This is a genomic window from Flavihumibacter solisilvae (assembly GCF_000814475.1).
Taxonomy (GTDB): domain Bacteria; phylum Bacteroidota; class Bacteroidia; order Chitinophagales; family Chitinophagaceae; genus Flavihumibacter; species Flavihumibacter solisilvae.
On sequence record NZ_JSVC01000009.1, the window covers coordinates 88,437 to 105,313 of the forward strand.

The 16,877-nt window shown below is 47.9% G+C and carries 13 protein-coding genes; 8 read left to right on the forward strand and 5 right to left on the reverse strand.

Going from position 1 to position 16,877, the window contains the following annotated elements; genetic code table 11:
• Positions 1 to 12: 12 nt before the first annotated feature.
• From OI18_RS08405 to OI18_RS08420, 4 genes are read right to left on the reverse strand one after another with little or no spacing between them, the layout of a single operon-like run.
• Entirely contained in the window at positions 13 to 1,524 is a 1,512-nt protein-coding gene (locus OI18_RS08405; protein ID WP_039138948.1) for a DUF1501 domain-containing protein, read from the reverse strand.
• Positions 1,525 to 1,537: 13 nt separating this feature from the next.
• On the reverse strand, positions 1,538 to 4,276 hold the full coding sequence (locus OI18_RS08410) for a DUF1553 domain-containing protein (protein WP_240312738.1): 2,739 nt from the start codon (positions 4,274 to 4,276) through the stop codon (positions 1,538 to 1,540).
• Between the two features lie 29 nt (positions 4,277 to 4,305).
• Entirely contained in the window at positions 4,306 to 6,366 is a 2,061-nt protein-coding gene (locus OI18_RS08415; protein WP_052273002.1) for an alpha-L-fucosidase, read from the reverse strand.
• Positions 6,367 to 6,406: 40 nt separating this feature from the next.
• Positions 6,407 to 7,333, reverse strand: coding sequence for a hydroxypyruvate isomerase family protein (locus OI18_RS08420; RefSeq protein ID WP_039138949.1), 927 nt, complete (start codon positions 7,331 to 7,333; stop codon positions 6,407 to 6,409).
• Positions 7,334 to 7,505: 172 nt separating this feature from the next.
• Here OI18_RS08420 and OI18_RS08425 point away from each other — a divergent pair, with 172 nt between their 5' ends.
• From OI18_RS08425 to OI18_RS08450, 6 genes are all read left to right on the forward strand, one after another.
• Positions 7,506 to 8,429: an FAD:protein FMN transferase gene (locus OI18_RS08425; protein ID WP_039138951.1), complete on the forward strand. Its 924-nt coding sequence runs from the start codon at positions 7,506 to 7,508 to the stop codon at positions 8,427 to 8,429.
• 43 nt (positions 8,430 to 8,472) lie between these two features.
• Positions 8,473 to 9,450, forward strand: coding sequence for a formylglycine-generating enzyme family protein (locus tag OI18_RS08430; RefSeq protein WP_052273027.1), 978 nt, complete (start codon positions 8,473 to 8,475; stop codon positions 9,448 to 9,450).
• A gap of 65 nt (positions 9,451 to 9,515) precedes the next feature.
• Positions 9,516 to 10,865 (forward strand): Gfo/Idh/MocA family protein, encoded by a 1,350-nt coding sequence (locus tag OI18_RS08435; RefSeq protein WP_039138953.1) that lies wholly within the window; start codon positions 9,516 to 9,518, stop codon positions 10,863 to 10,865.
• 121 nt (positions 10,866 to 10,986) lie between these two features.
• Positions 10,987 to 11,652, forward strand: a complete 666-nt coding sequence (locus OI18_RS08440; RefSeq protein WP_039138954.1) for a DinB family protein — start codon at positions 10,987 to 10,989, stop codon at positions 11,650 to 11,652.
• A gap of 46 nt (positions 11,653 to 11,698) precedes the next feature.
• The gene (locus OI18_RS08445) at positions 11,699 to 12,289 is read left to right on the forward strand and encodes a hypothetical protein (protein WP_039138956.1); all 591 of its coding nucleotides are present in this window, start codon (positions 11,699 to 11,701) and stop codon (positions 12,287 to 12,289) included.
• A gap of 12 nt (positions 12,290 to 12,301) precedes the next feature.
• A complete protein-coding gene (locus OI18_RS08450) occupies positions 12,302 to 12,649 on the forward strand; it encodes an MmcQ/YjbR family DNA-binding protein (protein ID WP_039138958.1) in 348 nt (115 codons plus the stop codon).
• A 76-nt stretch (positions 12,650 to 12,725) separates the two neighbouring features.
• Here the strand turns inward: OI18_RS08450 and OI18_RS08455 are convergent, their stop codons facing one another.
• Positions 12,726 to 15,773 (reverse strand): choice-of-anchor tandem repeat GloVer-containing protein, encoded by a 3,048-nt coding sequence (locus OI18_RS08455; RefSeq protein ID WP_039138960.1) that lies wholly within the window; start codon positions 15,771 to 15,773, stop codon positions 12,726 to 12,728.
• 84 nt (positions 15,774 to 15,857) lie between these two features.
• On the opposite strand from OI18_RS08455, the gene OI18_RS08460 reads away from it, so the two are divergent.
• Both OI18_RS08460 and OI18_RS08465 read left to right on the forward strand, forming a co-directional pair.
• Entirely contained in the window at positions 15,858 to 16,418 is a 561-nt protein-coding gene (locus tag OI18_RS08460) for a GNAT family N-acetyltransferase (protein WP_240312739.1), read from the forward strand.
• 29 nt (positions 16,419 to 16,447) lie between these two features.
• Entirely contained in the window at positions 16,448 to 16,870 is a 423-nt protein-coding gene (locus OI18_RS08465) for an SRPBCC domain-containing protein (protein WP_052273003.1), read from the forward strand.
• Positions 16,871 to 16,877 lie beyond the last annotated feature (7 nt).

The window sequence follows — 16,877 nt, forward strand, 5'->3', positions numbered from 1 at the left end:
TCCTGTTTATACTCATGCAATTATTTCATTGATCACTTTCCCGGCAACATCAGTGAGCCGGAAAGGTCGTCCCTGGAACGGATATGTAAATGTTTCGTGATTAAAACCAAGTTGATTCAGGATGGTTGCCTGTATATCATAGGCTTCCACTTTTCCTTTAATGGCATAATAACCAATTTCATCGGTTTCACCATAAGTAATTCCTTTTTTTATTCCACCACCTGCCATCCAGATGGTGAATGCATCGGTATGATGATCGCGGCCTTTGAATGGGTTCTGGGCTCCATTGCGGTTTTCCATCATTGGTGTGCGGCCGAATTCACCTCCCCATACCACCAGCGTTTCTTCGAGGAGTCCACGTTGCTTCAGGTCGAGCAGCAAAGCCGTTACGGGCTTGTCTATACTGCGGTATTTATTGATCATGCCTATGTTCAATGAGTTAGAAGCATTATCGCCATGAGCATCCCAGCCCCAGTCAAAAAGCTGCACAAAACGAACACCTTTTTCTACCAGCTTACGGGCAAGTAACACGTTGTTCGCAAAACATGCTTCGCCTGGTTTTGTGCCATACATTTCATGGATATAAGAAGGCTCGTCGTTTATGTTCATGACTTCCGGTGCAGTGATCTGCATCCGGAAAGCCATTTCGTATTGAGAAATGCGCGACAGGATCTCCGGATCATTATACTCTTTATACTCCTGCATGTTAGCCGCATTGATCGCATCGACCGAGGCTCTGCGCACATTCCTGCTCATGCCATCCGGATCGTTTATAAACAGGACCGGATCTCCTTCGCTGCGACATTGAACGCCCTGGTATACAGAAGGCAGGAAGCCACTTCCCCAAACACTTTTACCTGCATCGGGAAAACTTCCGCCACTGGTTAACACAACGAAGCCAGGCAGGTTCTGGTTGTCGGTACCAAGTCCATATGTCACCCAGCTGCCAATGCTTGGCCTGCCGAGCCGCGGACTGCCTGTGTGCATCAGTAACTGTGCGGGCGCATGATTGAACTGATCTGTTGTAACAGCCTTCAGGAAAGAAACTTCATCCACAACCGTTGAAAAATGCGGAAGGTTTTCGCTTACCCACGAGCCTGATTGTCCGTGCCGGCTGAATTTGGCCTGCGGCCCAAGCATTTTTGGGACACCCCTGATGAATGCGAATTGTTTTCCTTCCATGAGTGACGGCGGGCAATCCTGGCCATCCATCTTCATCAATTCGGGTTTGTAGTCAAATAATTCAAGCTGCGACGGCGCTCCCGCCATGTGGAGGTAAATAACACTTCTTGCTTTCCCTGCAAATGGTGGTGATTTGGGTAACAATGGATGAGCCGGATCAAAAGCAACAGCTGTGGTTGCAGGCAAGGAATTGTTGCCACAACCACCAATCATATAACCAATTGCAAGTGCGCCAAGTCCCATGGCACTTTCCCTGATAAAATGCCGCCTGGTGTGCAACCTGAGTTGCGCCTCCCGGGCCTCCCCCGCCATTCGCTGATCAATGAGTTCCTGCCTGGTCATAAAAACTATTTACTCAGTTCTTCATAATAACTTCATCCAGGTTCAACATAGCATTGGCCACAACCACTAGCGCTGCCGTTTGCGGATTATTATTCTCATCCAGCAATCCTGTCATTTCACAGGTTCTATCCTTGTCATTCCTGAAATCTTTCAGGGCCTTGTCATACAGTTCAAGGAACAGTTCCAGTTTGGCAGCCGGCATGTTTCTATACAGCAATAATGTATAACCAGTTGCAATCTGTTTAGCAGGATCCTGTCCCGCCACCTTTTTCATCCGGAAAGCAAATTGCCGTGAAAGATCAAGATATGCAGAGTCATTAAGGGTTACCAAAGCCTGTAAGGGTGTGTTGGTCCTGATTCTCCTGGCACTGCAGACATTCCGCTGTGCGCCGTCGAAACTTATCATAGACGGATACGGCGAACTACGCTTCCAGTATGTGTATATAGCCCTGCGGTATTGATCTTCGCCCGTACTTTTCTCCCAACGTGCATCGTTATACGGTGACAGCCAGATGCCGTCAGGCTGCCAGGGCATCACGGGTTTTCCAAACATCTTTACGCTCAGTTTCCCGCTAGCCTGCAGCGCCTGGTCACGCACCTGTTCAGCTGTTAACCGGACCCTTGCGCCTCTTGCATAAAACCTGTTGAAGAAATCCTTTTCCTTTATCTCATCAGTAAGGCGTGAATCCTGCCGGTAGGTTGCGCTCATAACCATTTCTTTAAGCAGGGATTTAAGACTCCAACGGTATTCATGCACCAGTCTATAACTCAGGTAGTCGAGCAGCTGCTGGTGCGTTGGAGCTATGCCCTGCGTGCCCATGTCTTCAAGTGTTTCCACAATGCCCGTACCAAACAGTTGTTCCCACAATCGATTTACGATAGTCCGGGCTACCAGCGGGTTCTTATCGCTGGTAATCCATTGTGCAAGTCCTGCCCGGTTTGCCGGGGCATTCTCCGGCATGGCGTATTGCAGGGCGGCGGGAACTGCCGGGGTCACTTCTTTCCCGGGCGTCCGGAAATTTCCCCTTTCAAAGACCTGCGTTTTTCGCGCCAGGTTCGCTGGGTTTTCCAGCATGATGGGTGTTCCGGGAACCGGGGCCTCAAGCAGTTGACGGTAGACGTCATGATATTTACTGTATTCTTTTGTTCCTTTCCCCGGCAATTTCACGCTTGCCGCTATCCAACCGAAAGACATTCCGTCTTCATATTTCCCCTTTGGCATCAGGGAATTTTCATAACTGAGATAAATGTCATGGACTCCCTGTTGCGTTGAAAACCCGGTATATCCATATTGCCAGTTTGCCGATGGTTTAATTGTGTAAACAGCGATTACAGGTCCGTGGATGGAATCTTTACGGAATGTCAGCTTCCCTCCCTTCCGCTGTGAATAAAACTGCCAGATGAACTGATCGTTTCCGCTGAGGTCCATATTTCGGATCCGGGCTATTGAATGGTTCCGTAACAACAACCCGTGATTGTTCAAAATGATAACGGCATTGACCAGGCTGTCCGCAGTTGTGGAATTGATGGCAGGCTGATGTGTCCGGATGAGCCATTCAATTTGCTGTGATCTTTCTTTCGATGAGTGCCGGCTGACCCAATCAGACAGGTCATTGAGTTGGCGCTGCATTGTGTCCGTGAACTGACGCATTACCGGGAACTCCTCATCAATGTCTTCATCACGGGTATTATTGAAATAGGCCAGGAATTTATAGTATTCATCATGTTTGAATGGGTCATAAGGATGACTGTGACATTGCACACATGAAAAGGTTGTACCCATGATCGCTTCCCAGGTGGTATTGACCCTGTCTGTCACTGCTGCCACGCGGAATTCTTCATTGTCGGTACCTCCTTCGTCATTGGTCATGGTATTGCGGTGAAATGCTGTTGCAATAAAATCCTCACCCGATGCACCCGGTAACAGATCCCCGGCAATCTGCGCTGTAAGGAACCGGTCATATGGCATGTCTTCATTAAATGCTTTGATTACCCAGTCACGGTATTGCCAAATCGACCGGCCTCCATCAGATTCATATCCTTTTGTATCGGCATACCGTGCAAGATCCAGCCACATAGAAGTCCAACGCTCGCCGAATTGCGGGCTGGCAAGTAATGAGTCGACTAATATTTCATACGATTGTCCGCTATTGTTTTGCAGGTAATTCCTGCATATACTATCTGAAGGATAGATACCGATAAGGTCAAGGCTAACGCGGCGTAACAAGGTAGCTTTTGGAGCTTCGGAAGAAGGTGTTATTTTTTCCCCGTTGAGTTTTTGCAGGATGTACTTATCGATGTCATTCTTTACCCAGGGATCTTCTATCCCGGGAACAGCAGTCTGTTTTACCGGCAGGTAAGCCCAATGATCGCCCCACTTCGCTCCTTCCCTTATCCAGCGTTTCAGTGTTTTTATTTCTTCATGGGATAATGGCTCGTGTTTATACGGCATTCTCTCCTCTTCATCGTTGGAAGTAATGCGGCGGATCATCTCGCTTGACCCGGGATCTCCCGGAATTATCGCTGGTTTACCTGACTCGGTCGCTGCAAGCGCTTCCTCACGGAATAATACACTAAAGCCGGCCTTTGCCCTGACACCACCATGACATGTGATACATTTCTTGTTAAGGATTGGTTTTACCTGGGAGCTAAAGTCAACCGGTGAAGGACGCAAAAAAGCTACTGCGCAGGTTATGAGTACGATCATTCCCACAATCACGAGCAACTTTTTCCTGGTGAAGAAAAGCTTCAAGGCAACCGTTAATACCCAAATTTAAAACATTAACGGGGCTCTGAAAACAGGATCCCGGCGGGTAGCAGATCCTTTTGTCCACCATTCGGACTCCAGTATACTTTCAGCTCATTGCCACCGCCGCTGTCAAAGTACACCACCCTGATCCGGTGATAGCCCTTTTTAAGTGCGGCCACTCCCGACTTTTCCACCGAACCATGTTCGCCGTCGTTGTTAACTGTTTCCTGGTCATTAATATACAGTTTGCTGCCATCGTCCGAAAGGGTGAAAAATTCATAAATCCCGTCGGCCTTGATGTTTATATATCCATCGAAAGAGAGTGCATATTTTTCTGCACGTACTTTAACCTTTTCCGAAATTTCACTGGCAGTACCCTGTTTGACCGGTTTGGATGTTTCGATGGAATTCAACGTAATTTTTCCTTCAGGCTCGAAATATTTCCAGCTGATACCGGGCGACAGCTTTTTCCGTTTCACCGGCTTCTGCCATTCATAACGTTTCACCTCGTTGCTTACCGTATTGCTTGGCAGCTGGTCATGACGGAATCTTTTTGCCTTGATGGTAGCAGATCTTTCCAGTGCGACAGGTCCCATATAGAGGATTGAACTATCATTTGGCTCTGTGCCGTCAGTGGTATACCGGATCTCATCGTGGTTTGTGGTAGCGGTGGTAAACTGGATGATTGGCTGCAGGGAACCATCGGGGTACAGGACATTCATAACAGGCTTCTCTGCAAATGTGCCGAAGTCCAGGATCTTGATGGCATAGGCATAAGGCGAAGAATAACTGTTCGGATCATACTCAGGCAGATTGATAACAAGATTACCTGATTCATTACGGTATGAAACGTGTTCATTGGTTGCCAGCATCCTTACAAGTGTACCGTTGGGAAGCGTGAGATTCTTTAAAGTCAGCTTCCGGTCTGACGGATATTTTGGAAAGATCACATACAGTGAATTCGTTTTGCTGTTCCAGGTGTAATACAGATCGCGGCCCTGTGATGGGGTGCGCCAGCGGGATGTGCCATAGATTGCCTCACCGTTTACTTTCAGCCAGTCACCAATCTGCAGTAATCTTTCCTGCATGATCGGTGGAATTTTACCGTGTTCATCGGGTCCGATATCGAGCAGGAAATTTCCGCCCCTGCTGACTTTGTCCACCAGCGCTACGACCAATGATTGCGTAGAATTATAATCCCATGCATCTTCACCACGATTATAACCATAGCTGTGCCCCATTCCCCTGCTCTCTTCGAAGGCGTGATTCTCGAAGTCAAGGTCGGGCTGGTATTCCGGTGTATATACACTTCCGTGATGAAAGCGAACCCCACTTCCCCAACGATCGTAGGTTACGATGCTGTTACGCACGGGGCTTTCATTGTATAACCAGGCAAGGAATTCCTGGCTTCTCCAGGTTTCGGCCGGAGCATCCCACTCACCATCAGTCCAGAAGACATCGGGCTTATAGGTATTGACCAGTTCTTTCATTTGCGGCCACATATGCTCGTTGACATATCGCGTCCTGTCCGTTTTCCATAACGGGTTGTACCATTCATAGAGTGAATAATACATTCCGGGACGTACCGACGTTTTTCTTACCGCAGCAAACAGTTCTCCTAAAAGATCACGGTTGGGCCCTGTTTCTTTTGCATTCCAGGGAAAGCCCCAGGTCTGGCTGGCAGTTTTGCTGGGCCAAAGACAATAACCATCGTGGTGTTTGCTTGTTAATACAATATATTTCGCACCGGATCTTTCAAAAAGACTGGCCCATTCATCCGGGTTAAATAACTCCGCTTTGAAATCTTTGGCCAAATCATAGTAAGAGCGGTTGCCGAACCTCGCTTTATGATATTTAATCCTTGCCGTATCGCCCGATTCCAAACCATTCTGATACCACTCCGCATACTGGGTTTTGCCGCTCCATCCCGGGACAGAATAAACGCCCCAATGAATAAAAATTCCAAATTTGTCGTGGCTGAACCAGTCAGGAACTTTGCGTTTGTCGAGACTTTCCCAATCGGGCTGAAAGGTCTGTGCAACGGCGCATAAACCGGAACCCATGATCAGGATGGCAAGGAATATTTTTTTCATGTAATGCGGACTTCGGGTTATAGGAAAAGGTAAAGGGAAATTAAAAAGTATCTGCTTCCCGGTAGGCTTTGATAAGCGCAAGTTCACCCTCTTTGCCGGCACCTGCATTTCCATGTTCCATTCCGAGTACACCTTTATATCCCTTTCCGTGAATATGTTTGAAAATGTTGCGGTAGTTCATTTCACCTGTTCCCGGTTCATTACGGCCAGGATTATCCCCGATCTGGAAATATGGGGTCTCGCTCCATGTCCGGTCAATGTTCTTGATGATATCGCCTTCATTGCGCTGCATGTGGTACATATCAAAAAGAAACTTGCACGACGGACTGTTTACTGCCTGGCAGATCATGAAGGTCTGGTCCGAATGACGTAAAAACAGGTCCGGGTTGTCGCTAAGTGCTTCAAGAACCATAACTAGCCCGTGAGGTGCCAGTATGTCGGATGCCTTTCTCAGTGCATTGATAACATTTGATGTCTGGAATTCGGTTGACAGGCTGCGGTCATAGTTTCCCGGAACCACAGTCATCCATTTTGCACCGCATCTTTTAGCAACTTCAACAGCTTCCTTACAATCTTTGATCATCAGGTCCAGGAACTCCTGCTTGCCGGTAGTGAGGGAAGTCTTCCAATGCCAGTTCTGTGAAGTAATAACAAAAACGCCCATAGTCATTCCCAGCTTTGCAAGGGTTTCACCGATCTTTTTCTGATCTGCCACTGACCTTGACATCATGCCATTATCTTCAATCGCCCTGAAGCCCATGCTGTGCCCAAATTTAATCTGTTCAACGAAGTCATTTCCCGCATGGTTTTTAAACATCCCGTCGTGAAAGGCATAATTCAACTGGAAAGGTTTCTCAGCTGCGAGATCTTCCAACCTTAATTTATCATTTTTGGCCATAGCTGATGCGGATGTAAAAAGTGCGCCACCTGCGAGCAGTGACTGCTGAACAAATTTTCTTCTTTGCATGCAAATCGGTTTGAGTCTTAAATTTACCGGGTTTCCGTTTTAAAAAGTAAATATATTGTTTAACAGGTTAATTTTTGCTGCGCTTCTGTTAATTACCACCTGTAACTGTGGGGCACAAACGCAGATCAACGATAATCTTCACCTACAGAGATTTCGTTTTACAGAACAAAAGATGGGATCTCCATTCGGGATCACTATGTATGCTCGTGACAGCTTACAGGCAGCGACGATTTCACAACGTTGCTTCAGCCTGGTCGATTCGCTTGTGCTGATCTTCAGTGACTATATCGACAGCAGTGAAGTAAACAGGTTATGCGCAACGGCAGGCAAACCGGGGCAGTACTTCATTGTGTCGCCGGCGTTATTCGAACTGCTGGAAATTTCCCTGCAGGCATACCGCCTCAGCGAAAGAAGTTTCGATATCACGTTAGGTCCATTGTCACGCCTCTGGCGCCGTGCAAGAAAAGAAAAACAATGGCCAGCTGACTCAACGGTGACTGCAAAACTGCAGCTTATCGGGTCAGACAAGATTGTCCTGGATGCCAGGACACGAAAGGTTGTGCTCCTGGAAGAATATATGCAGCTTGACTTTGGGGGAATTGCACAGGGCTATATTGCCGACCAGGTAATCAGGTTGATTTCTTCTGCGGGAATCACTGGTGCGCTTGTAGATGTTTCCGGCGATATCATCTGTATCGGCACACCACCAGGGGCGGCCGGATGGAACATTGGAATCAATGTGCCGGATAATGGTGAGCAACTTTTGACCAAGACTCTGCATATTCAGAATAAAGCAGTGACGACTTCAGGAAACATTTACCAGTATATGGTCCATGACGGTAAAAAATATTCACATGTGATCGATCCGCGAACCGGTTATGGCCTTACCAGCAGCCGGAATGTTACAGTTATCGCAAACGATTGCACTACCGCCGACTGGCTCACAAAAGCATGCAGCATAATGCCGCTAAAAAAAGCCAGGAAGCTCTCAAAGCGGCTACAGGCGGGCTTTTTGATCGCCGAACTGGAAAACGGAAAACTGAAAACATATAGTAACCGGTTGTTCCGGAACTACTGGAAGCAATCTGCCCCGTAACTAATTATAACTTATCTTGGGAAAATTATTAATCGAATTTGTTGTGAGAAGATCTCTATTAACCTCTGCCACATCACTCGTTTTTGTCAGCCTTGCTTTTCCACTTTTTTCATCTGCGCAAAGCAGTGAATCCTTTAAGGCATACAAGCAATCCATTCCCGGTTCAGACATCAGTTTTGAAATGGTTCCGATTCCCGCCGGCGACTTCACTCCCGGTAGCCCGGTTTCGGAAAAGGACCGGAATAAAGATGAAGGACCTGGTAAAACCGTACGCTTATCTGCATTCTGGATGGCTTCGATGGAAGTAAGCCGTGATGCATTTGATGTGTTTTACAAAGATGACAAAACTAGCCAGAATTCTGCGGTGGACGCAGTTACGCGTCCTAGTCCCCAATATATCGATTTCAGCCTGGGGATGGGCAAAGAAGGCGGATACCCTGTAAATAGTCTCAGTCAATATGCAGCACTGATGTATTGTCGCTGGCTGTACGAAAAAACGGGCACTTTTTACCGGCTGCCGACAGAGCTGGAATGGGAATATGCCTGCAGGGCCGGTGCAAGCGGGAAATATTATTTCGGTAACGACGAAAAGCAATTGGCACAGTACGCATGGTACAGTAGTAATAGCGAGAATAAATTTCATAAGAGCGGCCAGAAAAAACCAAATGCATGGGGACTTTATGACATGCTCGGAAATGTGAGTGAGTGGACGCTCGATCACTACAATGAAGATGCCCTTGCAAAATTGGAGAAAGGGGTCACTGACCCAAAGCCACCATTCAGTTCTTCCCGTTATCCGAAAGTGCTGAAAGGAGGTGGATTTAGCGATGAGGCTACCACCCTTCGCTGTGCCGGAAGGATAAAATCAGATCCCTCTTGGAATCGCCGGGATCCCCAGATCCCAAAGAGCAAGTGGTGGCTTACCGATGCCGGTTCCGTCGGATTCCGCATTGTAAGGCCGCAGCAGCAGCCGACACCGGAAGCAGCAAAAGCCTTCTTTGAGCAATATTTAGGTAAATAAGAGTAAAAAAGTACAACAGCTGGCGCCCAAAATTCAATATTTTAGACAATACATAAATCCTGAACATGACATTCGATGCTTCCAACAAAAAAGAAACTTCCCGCAGGGAATTTGTACGACAGTCGGGTATACTCGCAGGTGGACTGATGGCTGCTCCACTTATCTCCAATGCAAATTATTTTTCCGGTTCGTCCGATGTGATTAAAGTCGCCCTGGTTGGTTGTGGTGGCCGGGGAACCGGTGCTGCCATGCAGGCAATGCTGAGCAAACAGAATGTTCGCCTGGTTGCCATGGCTGATGCGTTCCGCGACCGCCTCGACAGCTGTTATAAAATTCTTTCAGCTGATGACATTTCTGACTGGACAAGTGCCGTTCCTAATGTAAAGGATAAGATCGACGTTCCGGAGGAAAGGAAATTTACAGGCTTCGACGGATACCAGAAAGCAATTGCTCTCGCAGATGTGGTGATCCTGACTACACCTCCCGGTTTCAGGCCAGTTCATTTTGAAGAGGCGATCAAACAGGGAAAACATGTGTTCATGGAGAAACCCGTCGCAGTTGATCCTGCTGGTGTACAGAAAGTGCTGGCAGCCGCCGCTGTTGCAAAGCAAAAGAAACTGAACGTAGTTGTTGGATTACAGCGTCATTACCAGAATTCATACCGCGAACTTTTCAAACGTAAAGACCTGATCGGTGATATCATTTCCGCACAGGCATGGTGGAATAATGACGGTGTATGGGTTCACGAACGTAAGGCAGACGAGAACGAAATGGAATACCAGATGCGTAACTGGTATTACTTCAACTGGCTTTGCGGTGATCATATTAACGAACAGCATATCCATAATATCGATGTAATTAACTGGTTCAAAGGCAGCTACCCGGTGAAAGCACAGGGTATGGGAGGCCGCCAGGTGAGAAAGGGAAAAGATCATGGTGAAATCTTTGACCACCACTTCGTAGAATTCACTTATGCGGATGGCTCCATCCTTAATAGCCAGTGCCGTCATATTCCCGGAACAATGAGCCGTGTTGACGAGCTGCTGATCGGGACAAAGGGCAAAATTTACTGCAATGCTGCAAACATCGTTGACAGCAAGGGCAAATCACTTTTCAAGCACTCTGGAAAGAATGATCCTAACCCCTACCAGGTTGAACATGATGAATTGTTTGCTGCTATTGCAAAAGGTCAGTACCTGTTCGCAGACGCCGAAAATGGCGCAAAAAGCACAATGACTTCTATCCTCGGTCGGATGGCTACCTACAGTGGCCAGATCGTTGAGTGGGATAAAGCAATCAACAGCGGCATCGACCTGGCGCCGAAATCCTATGCCTGGGACGCCACACCGCCCGTACTTCCAAACTCCGATGGTTACTACGCCGTTGCGGTTCCCGGTGTCACCAAATTCGTCTAAACCAACAGAACCAATAACCTCAGCCCCGCAAAATCCCTGCGGGGCTTTTTTTCACCCGTCGGGTCCCACCCGTCGGGTGAGAATGGGCGAAAAAACGGTATTTTAGGAGAAAGTTCCTGTTATGAAGAGAGTTGCACCAACCGGAGGGCGGAGGGAGTTTTTGCGGAAGTCGTTGTTGCTGTCGTCGGTAATTGCTGGTGCCGGCGTACCTGCATGGGCGAAAGAGCAGGCAGCTGCGACCGATGGACAAGGTCTGTATGTGATCGGACCTATGGAGGGGTATACACCCCATATTGGTACAATGGTTTCCATGCTTAATTACAACCGCGATACGATCGTCAGGACAACAAAGTCACTGTCCATGTCAGAACTTGATCACCTGCACGACCCGAATGCCAACACTATCGGAGCACTGCTTATGCACCTTGGTGCGGTTGAAAAATGGTACCAGATCAATTCATTTGAAAAAAGAAATGAATTCAATGCAGAAGAAAAAAAGCTCTGGGACGCGGGGTTAAATCTTGGTGACGCAGGAAGACAAAACATTAAGGGAAAGGAATTGAAATATTACATCGACCTGATTACGGAAGTCCGGAACAGAACACTCGAAGAGTTCAAAAAACGCGACGACACCTGGCTTCTTGCCGTTGATCCTGACTTCGGTCGTGGAGAGAAATTCAATACCTACTGGAAATGGTTCCATGTTTGCGAGCACGAGTCAAATCACAGAGGGCAGATCACCTGGCTCAAAGGACGGTTACCAGGCGCAAAACCGGGCAGGGAATAACATACCGCTCTTTTATGTATTTTTAGCGACAAGCTACCAGCTGCTTATGAAAAAAATCATCCCGCTCCTGTCTGCCATAGTATTTACATTTTTTGCCTGCAGCAAAGATGATTCGGACCCGGACAAGATTGACATCCCTGCTGAATTCCAGAACCTCACTACCGTGAACTGGTATTTTAACGAGGACTATGATACTACCTATACTTACTACGATACTGTACACCTCGTAGCTGGCTCACCATTGCCTCCCATTGCCGGCAGAACGGTGCCACTCTTAGCCAACGCATGTGGACAAAACACGATCTACCGTTTTCGCGAAGATGGAAAACTAATTTTGCAGAATTGCAACCTGAACAGTGGAGTTGTTGGCAGTTGGAGTGTAAAAGAAAATGCCGCTGCCAATAATGAAAACATGGTGTATTTGTCCGCAACAAACGGTAACCTGACAACGCCTTTTACGTTCACTCCCATTCCCCAGGGCCAGGGAGCATTCCTGACCGGACTGACCATTACCGGAAATACCCAACTAAACATTTATAATTATACAGGCAGATTTTATGGCGTCCGGCTGAATGATTCTACAGGTGTGGGTGGAGCTGACTTCACAATCATGAACCGGGTTTTCAAAAGTCAATAACTATTTACAAAGATGACAATCGATATCCTTAGAGAAATTTCCTCGAAGCTGAAAGGAACAACGGAAGACATCAAGTGGGAAGACCACCTTTGTTTTAATGTAGGCGCTAAAATGTACCTGATTACAACCCTCGAAGGCGATCCGACGAATGCAACATTTAAAGTTCCTGAAGAAGATTTTGATGAGATGTGCAGTCGTGAAGGCTTTACAAAAGCCCCTCACCTTGGCCGTTATTTTTGGGTAATGGTTGAAGACATCAGCAAACTGACCCGTAAAGAATGGGAACACTTTATTAATCAATCCTACAACCTGGTAGCGTCAAAGCTTCCCAAAAAAACAAAACAGGAAATTGGTTTATAGGTACCGGCTTAAAAAAGCAAACCGGAGCCTGTTATAGCCCCGGAATGCTGAGAAAACCAACCTGTACTAACTGCTTTTATTGTTTTATGAAGCGGAAACTCTGCTGGGAGTTTTCAGTTCTCACCTGTACGATATAAATACCTGGCCGCAACTTAGCCACATCAAGGTCCAGCCTGTTTCCACCTGCGATGGAATGTATGTTACGCAATACCTCAGTACCCTTGGTATCTGTAATGATCGTGTTTACGTGTTCAAAATTTTCTTCAAGGACAATGCTGCATTGCCCCCCGCTAACCGGGTTGGGATAGAGTGTGTTGGTTTGAACGATTCCCGTTTTGGTCATCGCACCGGATCCTGAAGCCAGTCCAGTTGGTGGGTTTGCCACGGTAACCACTACCGTCTCTTCATCATACAACGTAGGAGATCCGTTATCTGTCACGCGAACTTTCACACTAAATTTTCCGGCTGCGGCAGGAGTCCAGGTAAACGTGCCTGTCGTTGCATTGATCAAAGCACCTGCTGGTGGTGTAAGCAGGGAAAATGTTTTCGTTTGCCCTGCATCCACATCAGTGGCTGTCGCACGGAAAGTCATAGCCACTCCCCTTGTTGCTGTTTTGGGCCCGATGGGTGCAAGTACCGGTGTATCATTTACCGCTGCGATATTAAATGAAACATACGCCGGCTTTGAACTCAGGCATCCAACAGAGATAGTAAACGCAAATGAATCCCGACCATTGTAGTTCAACTTTGGTTTATAAACACGATTTGCACCAGTACCTGTAAGTGTGCCATTCCTGGGAGCTACCGCGATATTGAAAACTGGAGTTGTGGTTCCGGTACCCTTCAGAACAACTGCCAGGGTGCCGTCTTCTTTAAGGGCGAGATTGGCCTGCGGCAATGCAACCAGGTTATTCTTAGGCGCAAGTATCACTCCACCGAAAGCAGCAGCACCGTCAGTAGCTATATTCATCTGGCGCAACACCGTAAATGCACCGGCTGTTGTAACCCGGAAAATTGTTCCGGAATTAAACGTGCCGCCCGCAGATGTCAGGCCATACAGGTTTCCGTCTGTTGCCTGCAACAGGGTCCCTTTCGGCACACTTCCATCTGTTGCAGGATTCAGGTGCCTGAGGACAGTAACCGCACCCGCCGTAGTGATCCTGAAAATTGTGCCGCCCCGGTTTGTACCACCGGTAGTATGCGTTCCATAAAAATTTCCGTCTTTAGCCAGGATCAGTCCGCCCGTCGGGTATGATCCCTGCGTAGTGGAATTGAAGGTTGTCAACACTGTAAAAACTCCTGCAGTGGTTACCCGGAAAAACCTGCTGGCATTGTAGGTCATGCCATAGAGATTCCCGTCTTTCCCAAACACGAGGTCACCCTCGGGATTTGAGCCATCAGTGGCATAAGCCAGATGCCTGAGCACTGTAAACACACCAGCAGTAGTGATTTTGAACACGGTTCCCCCTGCCCCGGTTCCCCCGGAACTTGTCATTCCGTATAAAGCGCCATCTGTGCCCTGTACCAGCGATCCTTTGGGATAACCGCCATCAGTGTTAGCTACCAGGTGCCTGATAACATTTAATGCGCCTGTCGGGGTGATCCTGAAAATCGTACCAGCGCCATTTGTACCGCCTGTTTCGGTAGTACCATAAAAGTTGCCGTCAGTAGCTCTCAGAAGACTACCAACCGGGTTACCTCCCGTGATGTTCTTATCGAGATGACGTAATACGCTGGTAATTCCTCCGCAGATCTTAAAGATTGTGCCGTGGTTTTTCGTTCCCCCAAAGCGGGTGGTGCCGTAATAGGCGCTATCCTTTCCCAGGACCAGCCTGTCCTGCGGCTCGTTACCATGCGATGCACCACTGAGGTGACTGATCACCGTAGTTACACCGGCAGGAGTTATCTTAAATATCGTTCCATAAAAATTAGTTCCACCGGAGTTGGTCATGCCGTAAAAATTCCCGTCGGTGTGTTGGTACAAACTGCCGGCGGGGCCCGCACCAGTTGTAGCTGAAACGAATTTATTCAACACGGTGATCACGCCGGCAGGCGTCATCTTAAAAACCGTTCCGTTTGTTCCGCCACTGGAATATGCTGTCATTCCATAAAAATTGCCATCACTGGCCTGGATCAAATGACCTTCTGGGCCCGCTCCTTCAACCGTCGCACTCAGGGCCTTCAACAAGGTAAAAACGCCTGCGGTGCTGATTTTGAAAACTGTCCCATTTGAAAAGCCGCCACGTGCAGTGGCCATTCCGTACAATAGTCCATCCTTACCCTGCACCAGGCTTCCCAACGGGTAACCACCGTCTGTGGTGCCATTGAAAGAACGCAATATTGTGTAAACACCTGCGGGCGTCATTTTAAAGATCACTCCAAACTTCGTCGCACCACCGCCATAAGTCATTCCATAAAAATTTCCGTCCGTTGCCTGGACCAGGCTTCCATAAGGATTACTTCCATCCACGTTATTGAAAACTTTGAGAACGGTGTAAACACCTGTTAAGGACAACCGGAAGATCGTGCCGTAGCTCGAAGCGCCGCCTGCATAATTCAATCCGTATAAATTGCCGTCTGTCGCCTGGATCAGCGATCCTGCGGGCCTTCCGCCATCCGTATTGATGCTAAGGCTCCTGACGATCGTATATACACCAGCCGGGGTAATCCTGAAGATGGCTCCGCCATTATTGGGACTGCCGCCACTAACTGTTCCATAAAAATTGCCATCCGAAGCCAGCAACAGGCTCCCCTTGGGATAACCGCCATCAACCGAGAGGTTAAGGTGTTTCAGCACCGTAACAACACCGGCAGACGTGACCTTGAAAATAGTCCCGTGTCCATAGGTACCGCCCTGGTAAGACGTGCCGTACATGTTGCCGTCCGCGCCGCGAACCAGGTGACCCAGTGGGCCTGCGCCCCAGTCTGCAAATCCTTTGATAATGGAAAAACCGGTGCCGTTGGTCATGATGGAAAAGGCCGTTCCCTTGCCTTCCTGTCCACCATTCGAAGAGAGACCGATCAGTTCTTCCTGCGCCTGCAGTTTAACAGTGAGGCAGGTAAGAATAAGGGGAAGCCAAATCAAAAGCCTCCCCATGGCTTTGAAGCGTGTAAAGATATTCATAGTAATAAGGTTGTCGTCGTTCAGTGTGCATAGTTATTCCAAAAACGCATACAGGTTAACGTCATAAGGTGTGAAATGCCTGAAATGAAGGATGAGATGCATCCATTGCGATATGAAGTATATTTGGGAAAAGCCATTTCCATGAAGGTTTTGCAGACTGAACGCCTGGTCCTTTCACAGCTCAGCACCAAAGACGCAGCATTTCTGCTTGAATTACTCAATTCCCCGGGATGGTTGAAATACATTGGCGACAGGGGCGTAAAGACAATTGAAGACGCCGAAAAATATGTGCAGGATGGACCGATGAAAAGTTATCGTGAAAACGGATTCGGAATCAACCGGGTGTCATTGAAAAAAGATGGTACGGTACTGGGAATCTGCGGCCTTATCAAACGCGAGCAACTGGAAGATGTTGACATCGGGTTTGCTTTTCTCCCTTCGTTTGCGGGTCAGGGTTATGCCTATGAGGCGGCCAGTGCAATCCTGGCATTCGGGCGGGAACAGCTTGGCCTGCAAAAAATCGTCGCAATAACAACGCAGGACAATGATGCTTCCATAAAACTGGTTTTGAAGCTGGGACTCCGATTCAGCAAACTGATCGATTGGCCGGGCGAGGAAAGGCCGCTGATGTTGTTCACTACTTAAAAATATTCGGTAAATTCATTTCCAGATTTATGTTCGCTGAAACTACCATAATCATTCATGCAGAACGGGGCCGGGTCTGGGACATTCTGGTAAGTCCCGACTACATAAGGTCATGGGATGACCTTCCTAAGGACTTTAATGAAAGCAGGCTGGAAATGGGAACAGAGATCAAATGGACCATAGAACCTGACAAGTTCACGACCCTTACTGTCACCGCCTGGGAGCCTGAGCAATACCTCCAGCAATCGCTTTATGTATCAACCTGGGAAAAGCTTCCGTCGCCCGGTGATATTGCCTACCATTATATCCTGAAAGACAACGGCACAACAACGCTGCTATCCATCAGGGTCGGCGATTTTTCACTACTCTCCAACGGTGAAAGTTTTTACGAAGCATCCGTTGAATTCGCGGATCGTGCCGCACAAAAAATAAAAGAACTGGCAGAAGCATAAATCCCTG

Bases quoted from the DNA above. Each gene is read 5' to 3' on its own strand.
- OI18_RS08405 (WP_039138948.1), bottom strand. From the start codon at position 1,524: ATGACCAGGCAGGAACTCATTGATCAGCGAATGGCGGGGGAGGCCCGG.
- OI18_RS08425 (WP_039138951.1), top strand. From the start codon at position 7,506: ATGGGATCTCCATTCGGGATCACTATGTATGCTCGTGACAGCTTACAG.
- OI18_RS08465 (WP_052273003.1), top strand. From the start codon at position 16,448: ATGTTCGCTGAAACTACCATAATCATTCATGCAGAACGGGGCCGGGTC.
- OI18_RS08460 (WP_240312739.1), top strand. From the start codon at position 15,858: ATGAAGGATGAGATGCATCCATTGCGATATGAAGTATATTTGGGAAAA.
- OI18_RS08450 (WP_039138958.1), top strand. From the start codon at position 12,302: ATGACAATCGATATCCTTAGAGAAATTTCCTCGAAGCTGAAAGGAACA.
- OI18_RS08415 (WP_052273002.1), bottom strand. From the start codon at position 6,366: ATGAAAAAAATATTCCTTGCCATCCTGATCATGGGTTCCGGTTTATGC.
- OI18_RS08435 (WP_039138953.1), top strand. From the start codon at position 9,516: ATGACATTCGATGCTTCCAACAAAAAAGAAACTTCCCGCAGGGAATTT.
- OI18_RS08420 (WP_039138949.1), bottom strand. From the start codon at position 7,333: ATGCAAAGAAGAAAATTTGTTCAGCAGTCACTGCTCGCAGGTGGCGCA.
- OI18_RS08455 (WP_039138960.1), bottom strand. From the start codon at position 15,773: ATGAATATCTTTACACGCTTCAAAGCCATGGGGAGGCTTTTGATTTGG.
- OI18_RS08440 (WP_039138954.1), top strand. From the start codon at position 10,987: ATGAAGAGAGTTGCACCAACCGGAGGGCGGAGGGAGTTTTTGCGGAAG.
- OI18_RS08445 (WP_039138956.1), top strand. From the start codon at position 11,699: ATGAAAAAAATCATCCCGCTCCTGTCTGCCATAGTATTTACATTTTTT.